The sequence below is a fragment of the Streptomyces sp. NPDC059524 genome (genome assembly GCF_042749255.1).
Taxonomy (GTDB): domain Bacteria; phylum Actinomycetota; class Actinomycetes; order Streptomycetales; family Streptomycetaceae; genus Streptomyces; species Streptomyces xanthii.
This window is the reverse complement of sequence record NZ_JBHYTK010000187.1, coordinates 1-7,118: the sequence shown is the minus strand read 5'-3', so window position 1 is coordinate 7,118 and position 7,118 is coordinate 1. Positions and strand designations below refer to the sequence as shown.

General features: G+C 73.1%; 10 protein-coding genes. 8 read left to right on the top strand and 2 right to left on the bottom strand.

The genetic code is table 11. The annotated features are described in order from the left end of the window. Window positions 1–296 precede the first annotated feature (296 nt). The 4 genes from ACFW9D_RS34020 (at window position 297) to ACFW9D_RS34005 (ending at window position 2,754) form a co-directional block, all read left to right on the top strand. Entirely contained in the window at window positions 297–1,235 is a 939-nt protein-coding gene (locus ACFW9D_RS34020) for a PAC2 family protein (RefSeq protein WP_384628503.1), read from the top strand. 57 nt (window positions 1,236–1,292) lie between these two features. Next, window positions 1,293–1,901 carry a dephospho-CoA kinase gene (gene coaE, locus ACFW9D_RS34015; RefSeq protein ID WP_384628500.1) on the top strand — a complete coding sequence of 203 codons (609 nt, stop codon included), beginning with the start codon at window positions 1,293–1,295 and terminating at the stop codon, window positions 1,899–1,901. Beyond that, window positions 1,898–2,287: a DUF3592 domain-containing protein gene (locus ACFW9D_RS34010; RefSeq protein WP_188339533.1), complete on the top strand. Its 390-nt coding sequence runs from the start codon at window positions 1,898–1,900 to the stop codon at window positions 2,285–2,287. The genes coaE and ACFW9D_RS34010 overlap by 4 nt, the downstream gene beginning before the upstream one ends. 104 nt (window positions 2,288–2,391) lie before the next feature. Continuing rightward, window positions 2,392–2,754, top strand: coding sequence for a tetratricopeptide repeat protein (locus ACFW9D_RS34005; RefSeq protein ID WP_188339534.1), 363 nt, complete (start codon window positions 2,392–2,394; stop codon window positions 2,752–2,754). 24 nt (window positions 2,755–2,778) lie between these two features. Here the strand turns inward: ACFW9D_RS34005 and ACFW9D_RS34000 are convergent, their stop codons facing one another. Further along, entirely contained in the window at window positions 2,779–3,051 is a 273-nt protein-coding gene (locus tag ACFW9D_RS34000) for a DUF6343 family protein (protein WP_384628497.1), read from the bottom strand. A gap of 107 nt (window positions 3,052–3,158) precedes the next feature. Here ACFW9D_RS34000 and ACFW9D_RS33995 point away from each other — a divergent pair, with 107 nt between their 5' ends. Continuing rightward, window positions 3,159–3,848, top strand: coding sequence for a bifunctional 2-polyprenyl-6-hydroxyphenol methylase/3-demethylubiquinol 3-O-methyltransferase UbiG (locus tag ACFW9D_RS33995; protein ID WP_223206176.1), 690 nt, complete (start codon window positions 3,159–3,161; stop codon window positions 3,846–3,848). 130 nt (window positions 3,849–3,978) lie between these two features. Continuing rightward, window positions 3,979–4,425, top strand: coding sequence for a DoxX family protein (locus ACFW9D_RS33990; RefSeq protein ID WP_384628494.1), 447 nt, complete (start codon window positions 3,979–3,981; stop codon window positions 4,423–4,425). Window positions 4,426–4,431: 6 nt separating this feature from the next. Here ACFW9D_RS33990 and ACFW9D_RS33985 read toward each other — a convergent pair whose 3' ends face one another. Next, a complete protein-coding gene (locus ACFW9D_RS33985; protein ID WP_384628491.1) occupies window positions 4,432–4,896 on the bottom strand; it encodes an RNA-binding S4 domain-containing protein in 465 nt (154 codons plus the stop codon). 106 nt (window positions 4,897–5,002) lie between these two features. Between ACFW9D_RS33985 and ACFW9D_RS33980 the strand changes: the two genes are divergently transcribed. Further along, the gene (locus ACFW9D_RS33980) at window positions 5,003–5,785 is read left to right on the top strand and encodes a uracil-DNA glycosylase (protein WP_384628513.1); all 783 of its coding nucleotides are present in this window, start codon (window positions 5,003–5,005) and stop codon (window positions 5,783–5,785) included. Window positions 5,786–5,794: 9 nt separating this feature from the next. Then, window positions 5,795–7,027 carry a NarK/NasA family nitrate transporter gene (locus ACFW9D_RS33975; RefSeq protein WP_188339537.1) on the top strand — a complete coding sequence of 411 codons (1,233 nt, stop codon included), beginning with the start codon at window positions 5,795–5,797 and terminating at the stop codon, window positions 7,025–7,027. Window positions 7,028–7,118 lie beyond the last annotated feature (91 nt).

Below are 7,118 nucleotides of genomic sequence, written 5' to 3'. Positions count from 1 at the left end.
CCCCGCGGTGGGTCGCGCTCTGGGGGGGGCGGCCCCTCCCCCTAACTCCCTCGCCTTCTTATTGTTTCACCCCCCGCCCCCGCACTGGGGCGCGCCCCCCCCACTGTTTTTTGCGCCTCATCAGCGGGGGCTGACCTGTGTGAGTGCGGGTGCCGGCTTCGTCGTGGTTGCTCGCGCAGTTCCCCGCGCCCCTGAGGAGCGCACTGCGTGCGGCTCTCAGGGGATCGCGTCCCGGGAATGGATCAGGTGGGGGTGATTGTTCTTCTGTCTGTCGAGGACGAGGAGGAGCGGTCACTGTGCTTGATCCGCAGGATTTGTATACGTGGGAGCCGGAAGGGCTCGCCGTGGTCGACATGGCGCTCGCCCAGGAGTCGGCAGGCCTCGTCATGCTCTATCACTTCGACGGTTACATCGACGCGGGCGAGGCCGGCGACCAGATCGTCGATCGGCTCCTGGACTCGCTGCCGCACCAGGTCGTCGCGCGCTTCGACCACGACCGGCTGGTCGACTACCGGGCCCGCCGCCCGCTGCTGACCTTCCGCCGCGAGCAGTTCACCGACTACGAGGTGCCCTCGCTCGACGTGCGGCTCGTGCAGGACGCCACCGGCGCCCCGTTCCTGCTCCTTTCCGGGCCCGAGCCCGACGTGGAGTGGGAGCGTTTCGCGGCCGCCGTGCAGCAGATAGTGGAGCGCCTCGGCGTCCGGCTCGCGGTGAACTTCCACGGCATCCCGATGGGCGTCCCGCACACCCGCCCCGTCGGCCTGACCCCGCACGGGAACAGGTCGGAGCTGGTCCCCGGCCACCGCAGCCCGTTCGACGAGGCGCAGGTCCCGGGCAGCGCCGAGGCTCTGATCGAGTACCGCCTGATCGAGGCCGGCTTCGACGTCCTCGGCGTCGCCGCGCACGTCCCGCACTACATCGCGCGCTCCGCGTACCCGGACGCCGCGCTCACCGTCCTGGAGGCGATCACCGGCGCGACCGGCCTGGTCCTGCCCGGCGTCGCGCACGGACTGCGCACCGCCGCCCACCGCACCCAGACGGAGATCGACCGCCAGGTGCAGGAGGGCGACGAGGAGCTCGTCTCGCTCGTCCAGGGCCTAGAGCACCAGTACGACGCCGCGGCCGGTGCCGCGTCGCGGGGGAACATGCTGGCCGAGCCGGCCGACATCCCCTCCGCCGACGAGATCGGCCTCGAGTTCGAGCGGTTCCTCGCCGAGCGCGAGGGCGACTCCTGACCGGGGACTCCTGACCGGCCGGTGAGCGGGCCCGGGGTCTGCCCTAAGCTTCCGCTCATGGTGAAGGTGGGGCTGACCGGCGGTATCGGCGCCGGCAAGAGCGAGGTGTCCCGGCTCCTGGTGGAGCGCGGGGCCGTCCTGATCGACGCGGACCGCATCGCACGGGAGGTCGTCGAGCCCGGCACGCCGGGGCTCGCGGCCGTCGTCGAGGCCTTCGGCGAGGAGGTGCTCGCCCCCGACGGCACCCTGGACCGGCCCGCCCTCGGCGCGATCGTCTTCGCCGACGCCGACCGGCTCGCCGTACTGAACAAGATCGTGCACCCGCTGGTCGGGGCCCGCTCCGCCGAACTGGAAGCGGCGGCCGGCACCGACGCGGTCGTCGTCCACGACGTCCCGCTCCTCACCGAGAACGGCCTCGCCCCCTTCTACGACCTGGTCATCGTCGTCGACGCGAGCCCCGAGACCCAGCTCGACCGGCTGACCCGGCTGCGCGGCATGACCGAGGACGACGCGCGCGCCCGGATGGCCGCCCAGGCCACCCGCGAGCAGCGCCGCGAGATCGCCGACCTCGTCATCGACAACGACGGCCCGCGCGAGCGCCTCGTGGAGCAGGTCGACACCGTGTGGGCCGAGCTGGTGCGCCGCGCGCACACCGCGACGGCGTGATCCTGCTTGCCGCGTGCATCGCGATGGGCGGCCTCGTCGCACTGATCGCCGGCGCCTACGGGCTCCAGCGCACCCGGCGGCTGCGCACCGCGGCCAATGTCGCCGAGGCACTGGTCAAGCCGCCCCAGCAGGGCTCCGCGCGGCCGCTGCTGCAGTTCGAGACCGGTGACGGACGCGTCGTCGAGGTCGCTTCGCCCGTCCCGGCCAGCCGACGGCGCCCGCTGCCGCCCGGCGGCGTCGTCAGCGTCGCGTACGACGTCGACGATCCGCGCGAGACCGTGGTGCTGGGCGCGGAGCGGCCCGGCGTCGACCGGGCGTTCATGATCGCCGGCGCTGTGCTCGTGGTCGTCGGGATGGTGCTTGCGGTGGCGCTGAGCGGGCCCTGAGCCGCTCCCGGGGGCCGTCCGCGTGTTCGCGTACGGCGCGGTGGGCAGGAATAGGCCTTACGGTCCGTGGTGTTGACGTGGTCGACACCAGGAGGGAGTTCACCGTGCCCGACGCCACCCCCGAGACGCACGTCATCGACTACCGAGCCGCCGAGCAGCTGCTCGCCGCACGTGACCCCCGGGGCGCGGTGAAGCTTCTGGACGACGTGATCGCGGCCCACCCGGAGAACACGGCGGCCCGCCTGCTGCGGGCCCGCGCCTTCTTCGCCGCGGCCCAACTGCGCGCCGCCGAGCTGGAGTTCTCCATCGTCCTGGAGCGCGAGCCGGACAACGCGTTCGCGCACTTCGCCCTCGCCAGGACCTATGAGCGCTGGCTGCGCCCGCAGCAGGCCCGCCGCCACTTCCGGCTGGCCGCCGCGCTCGACCCGCAGCCCGAGTACCTCGCGGCGGCCCGTTTCGACGACTGACCGCCGCTCCCGGCGCCCCCGTCGTCACGGGGAGCGGTGGTAGGGCGGCACGTCGCGCCCGGGCTGGTAGTGCGGCCCCTGGCGGATGTGGCGGACGATCAGGTAGAGGTCGACCGTCGTGATCAGCCACAGGATCCCGCAGGCCAGCGCCCACCACGGACGGTGCGCGATCAGGAACGCGACGGTGCCGAACACGGTCCAGACCAGGCCGAACAGGGCAAGCCCCAGCCGCATGCGCAGCGGGCTGCGGGCCGTGAGCGGCTCGTCACCGGTGCGGGACAGATGCGCGAGATGCATGGTCACTCTCCCCTCGGCCGACGAAGAGGTACCCCTTCCATGGTGCCTCTCCGCGGCGCGGAGCGCGGGAGCGGGAACGGAGGGGGCGGGCGGCTCGTTCCCCGTGCATGGACCTTGAGATGCGCGAGGGGTACGAGGCGACGGGGCCGGGGGCCATCACACCCGACGGATGCGCGGTGGAGCTGTACGCGCGGCTGCCCGTGGAGGACGAGCCGGACGTCATCGCGGCGGCCGTGCCCGCGGGCGCCACGCTCCTGGAGCTGGGCTGCGGGGTCGGCCGGGTGACGCACCCGCTGGTCGAGCGGGGCTTCCGGGTGACCGCGGTGGACGAGTCGCCGCAGATGCTGGAGCGGGTCAAGGGCGCGCGTACGGTGCGCTCCACCATCGAGGGGCTCGACCTGGGCGAGACGTTCGACGTGGTGATGCTCGCGTCGATCCTCGTGCACACGGGGGACGCGGAGGTGCGGCGCGGCATGCTCGCCGCCTGCCGCCGGCACGTCGCCGACGACGGCTGCGTGCTGATCCAGCGCGAGCGGGCGGGCGCGCACGAGAACCTGCCGCGCGAGCTGGTCGTCGACGGCCGCTTCACGATCCGCAAGCTGTACTCGGAGCCGGTCGGTGACGGGGTGCGCGCGGTGAAGGTGGAGTACGTGTTCCCGGACGTGGTGTGGACGCAGACGTACCGCTGCCGCCCGCTGACCCCGCAGGAGTTCGAACAGGCGCTGGCGGAGGCCGGGTTGAAGATCGACCGGCTGCTGACGCCGGACGGGTCGTGGGTGCGGGCGATTCCCGTGTGACCGAGGGCGACTCCCGCGGGACCGGGGGAGAGTCCTTCGTGATCAGGGGCGGGAACAGCGATGAGTTCCGGTGTCCGGGCGGGTCTGACCCTGCGTAAGAACACCGCACGTCAGTTCCCGAGGAGTCATCGTGTCGAACGCAGCCCCCGCCCCCGCCTCCGTCAACGCCGCCGCGGTCGCCGCCCCGGCCCGCTCCCGCGCCGCCCGGATCGCGCTGCGCACGGTCACCGTGCTGCTCGCCCTGTTCTTCGCCTTCGCGAGCGCCCTGCCCAAGCTCATCGGACACGCCTCGGCCGTCGAGGCCTTCGACAGAATCGGCTGGGGAGCGCCCGGCATGTACGCGATCGGTCTGCTCGAACTGGCCGGGGCGATCGGCCTGTTGGTCCCGGTGCTCTCCGGGGTCACCCCGATCGCCCTGTGCGGCCTGCTGGTCGGCGCCTTCATCACCCAACTGACCGTGTTCGACGGGGAGAACGCGGCGACGCCGCTGATCCTCATGGTGCCGCTCGTCGTCCTGGCGTGGGCGCGCCGCGCGCACGACCGCGAACTGATCGCGCTGCTGCGACGCGCCTCCTGACCGGCCTCAGGGCCCGTCGTGGCCGCTGTCGTCGTCGGGGCCCGGGCCCTGGCCGAAGATGCCGCGCAGCCGCTCCAGCTCACGCCGGTCCCGCTTGGTGGGCCGGCCCGTGCCCCGGTCGCGCACCCCGACCGGGGCGATCGCCCCGCGCGGGGGAGGCGGCGGCGAGTTGTCCTCGTAGCACTCGACCGCGACGGGCGCGCCGACCCGCTTGCGGATCAGCCGTCTGACGATCACCAGGCGTTCGCGGTCCCCGGGCCGGCGCACCCGGACCTCGTCGCCGACGTGCAGGGTGTGGGCGGGCTTCACGCTCGTCCCGTTCACCTTCACATGGCCGCCCTTGCAGGCCGCCGCGCCCGCCGAGCGGGTCTTGACCAGCCGCACGGCCCAGATCCAGCTGTCGACCCGTACACCGGCACCGCCGCCGGGGGTCTCCGGCGTTCCCGAACTCCGCGCATTCTCCGCTGCCATGCCTCGACCTTAGAGCCTCCCCGCGTCGGCGAGCCCCGGTCCCGCCTACGGTGGAGTGATGGACGCGACCGACGGAACGGACGGGGCGGGAAGGGCGGACCGGGCGATGCACGGACCGGACGTGCCGACCGGACCGGAAGGGCCGGACGGTCTGGACGGGATCGGGCGGCTCGACGCGCGGATCACCGGCTGCCGGGCCTGCCCGCGGCTCGTCGCCTGGCGTGAGGAGGTCGCCCGCACCAAGCGCGCCGCCTTCGCCGACCAGACGTACTGGGGCCGGCCCGTGCCCGGCTTCGGTCCGCACGACGCGTCCCTGCTGATCGTCGGCCTCGCCCCGGCCGCGCACGGCGCCAACCGCACCGGCCGCATGTTCACCGGCGACCGCTCCGGCGACGTCCTCTTCCGCGCCCTGTACGACCTCGGGCTCGCCTCACGGCCCGACGCCGTCGCCGCCGACGACGGCCTGACCCTGCACGGCGTACGCCTCACCTCGCCCGTGCACTGCGCCCCGCCCGCCAACAAGCCCACCCCGGCCGAGCGCGACACCTGCCGCCCCTGGCTCGTCACCGAGCTCGAACTGCTGCGGCCCACGCTGCGCTCCGTCCTCGTCCTCGGCGCCTTCGGCTGGCAGGCGACCCTCCCGGCGCTCACCGCGGCGGGCCTGAGCGTGCCGCGCCCCCGCCCCGTCTTCTCCCACGGCACCCGCGTCGCCCTCGCCGACGGACCCGCCCTCTACGGCTGCTTCCACGTCAGCCAGCGCAACACCTTCACCGGCCGGCTCACCCCCGCCATGCTGCGGGCCGTGCTGCACGCGGCGGCCACGGAGGCGGGCCTGCCCGTTCGCCCGAACGGAGCAGCAGATCAGGAGGGCGGGGAGGCCGATTCCTAGCGTGAAGGAGTGACGACATCCTCCGCGCGCACGACGCGATCGCAGGCCGGGGCACCGGCCGCGAGCGGACCCTCGGCGGCCGCCTACCGCAACCTCATCGTGGCCACCGTGGGCTTCGCGCTCACCTTCTGGGCCTGGAACCTGATCGCGCCGCTCGCCGGTGTCTTCGGGTCGGACCTGAACCTCAGCTCGTTCGCCCAGTCCTTCCTCGTCGCGGTGCCCGTGCTCGTGGGCTCGCTCGGACGCATCCCGGTCGGCGCCCTCACCGACCGCTACGGCGCCAAGCTGCTGTTCCCGCTGATCTCCGCGCTCACCATCGTCCCGGTGCTCCTCGTCATCCCGGCCCGGCACAACTTCGGCGCGATGCTCGCCGTGGGCTTCCTGCTCGGCCTCGGCGGCACCACCTTCGCCATCGGCATCCCGCTGGTGAACTCCTGGTTCCCGCCCGCGCACCGGGGCCTCGCGCTCGGCGTCTTCGGCATGGGCATGGGCGGCGTCGCTCTGTCCGGCTACTTCACGCCGCGCATCGCCAAGCACGGCGAGAACCTGCCGTTCCTGGTCGTCGCCATCGCCCTGGCCGTCTACGCGGTGATCGCCGCCCTGCTGATCACCGACCACCCGGACCGCCCGATCCCGTCGACCTCGCTGGGCACCCGGCTCGGCAAGGCCGGAAAGCTGCGGGTCACCTGGGAGCTGTCCGCCCTCTACGCGATCGGCTTCGGCGGAATCGTCGCCTTCGGCGTCTACCTGCCCACCTACCTGAAGACCTGGTACGAGCTCAGCCCCACCGAGGCGGGCACCAAGGCGGCCGGATTCGCGCTGGTCACGGTCGTCTTCCGGCCGATCGGCGGCTGGCTCTCGGACCGGATCCACCCGGCCGTGGTCACCGCGTGGGCGCTCGCCGTCGTCGCCCTGTTCGCCATCATGCAGGCCTTCGACCCGGCCCTGAACCCCATGGGCACCGTCTGCTTCATGCTGATGGCGGCCGGTCTCGGCACCGCGAGCGGCAGCGTGTTCGCCCTCGTCTCGCAGGTCACCCCGCAGCCCCAGGTCGGCTCGGTCACCGGCATCGTCGGAGCGATGGGAGGCCTCGGCGGCTTCGTCCCGCCGCTCGTCATGGGCGCCATCTACAGCGCCAAGGACTCGTACAGCATCGGATTCATGCTCCTGTCCGACCTGGCGCTCGCCGGCTGCGTGTACGCGTACGGGCGCATGCGGACGGCGTCCGCCGAGACGCCCTAGGTCGTGTCCGCAAAGTCCCGTCGTCGCCCGAAGGGCGGCCGGGCGGCGTCTGGTGCGTGCTCTCGGCGTGCCGGGCGCAAGGCCTCGTACT

What these genes read in the sequence shown, in the direction of transcription:
- ACFW9D_RS33995 (WP_223206176.1), top strand. Translation starts at nt 3,159, where the DNA reads ATGGACCTTGAGATGCGCGAGGGGTACGAGGCGACGGGGCCGGGGGCC.
- ACFW9D_RS34000 (WP_384628497.1), bottom strand. Translation starts at nt 3,051, where the DNA reads ATGCATCTCGCGCATCTGTCCCGCACCGGTGACGAGCCGCTCACGGCC.
- ACFW9D_RS33980 (WP_384628513.1), top strand. Translation starts at nt 5,003, where the DNA reads ATGCACGGACCGGACGTGCCGACCGGACCGGAAGGGCCGGACGGTCTG.
- coaE (WP_384628500.1), top strand. Translation starts at nt 1,293, where the DNA reads ATGGTGAAGGTGGGGCTGACCGGCGGTATCGGCGCCGGCAAGAGCGAG.
- ACFW9D_RS33985 (WP_384628491.1), bottom strand. Translation starts at nt 4,896, where the DNA reads ATGGCAGCGGAGAATGCGCGGAGTTCGGGAACGCCGGAGACCCCCGGC.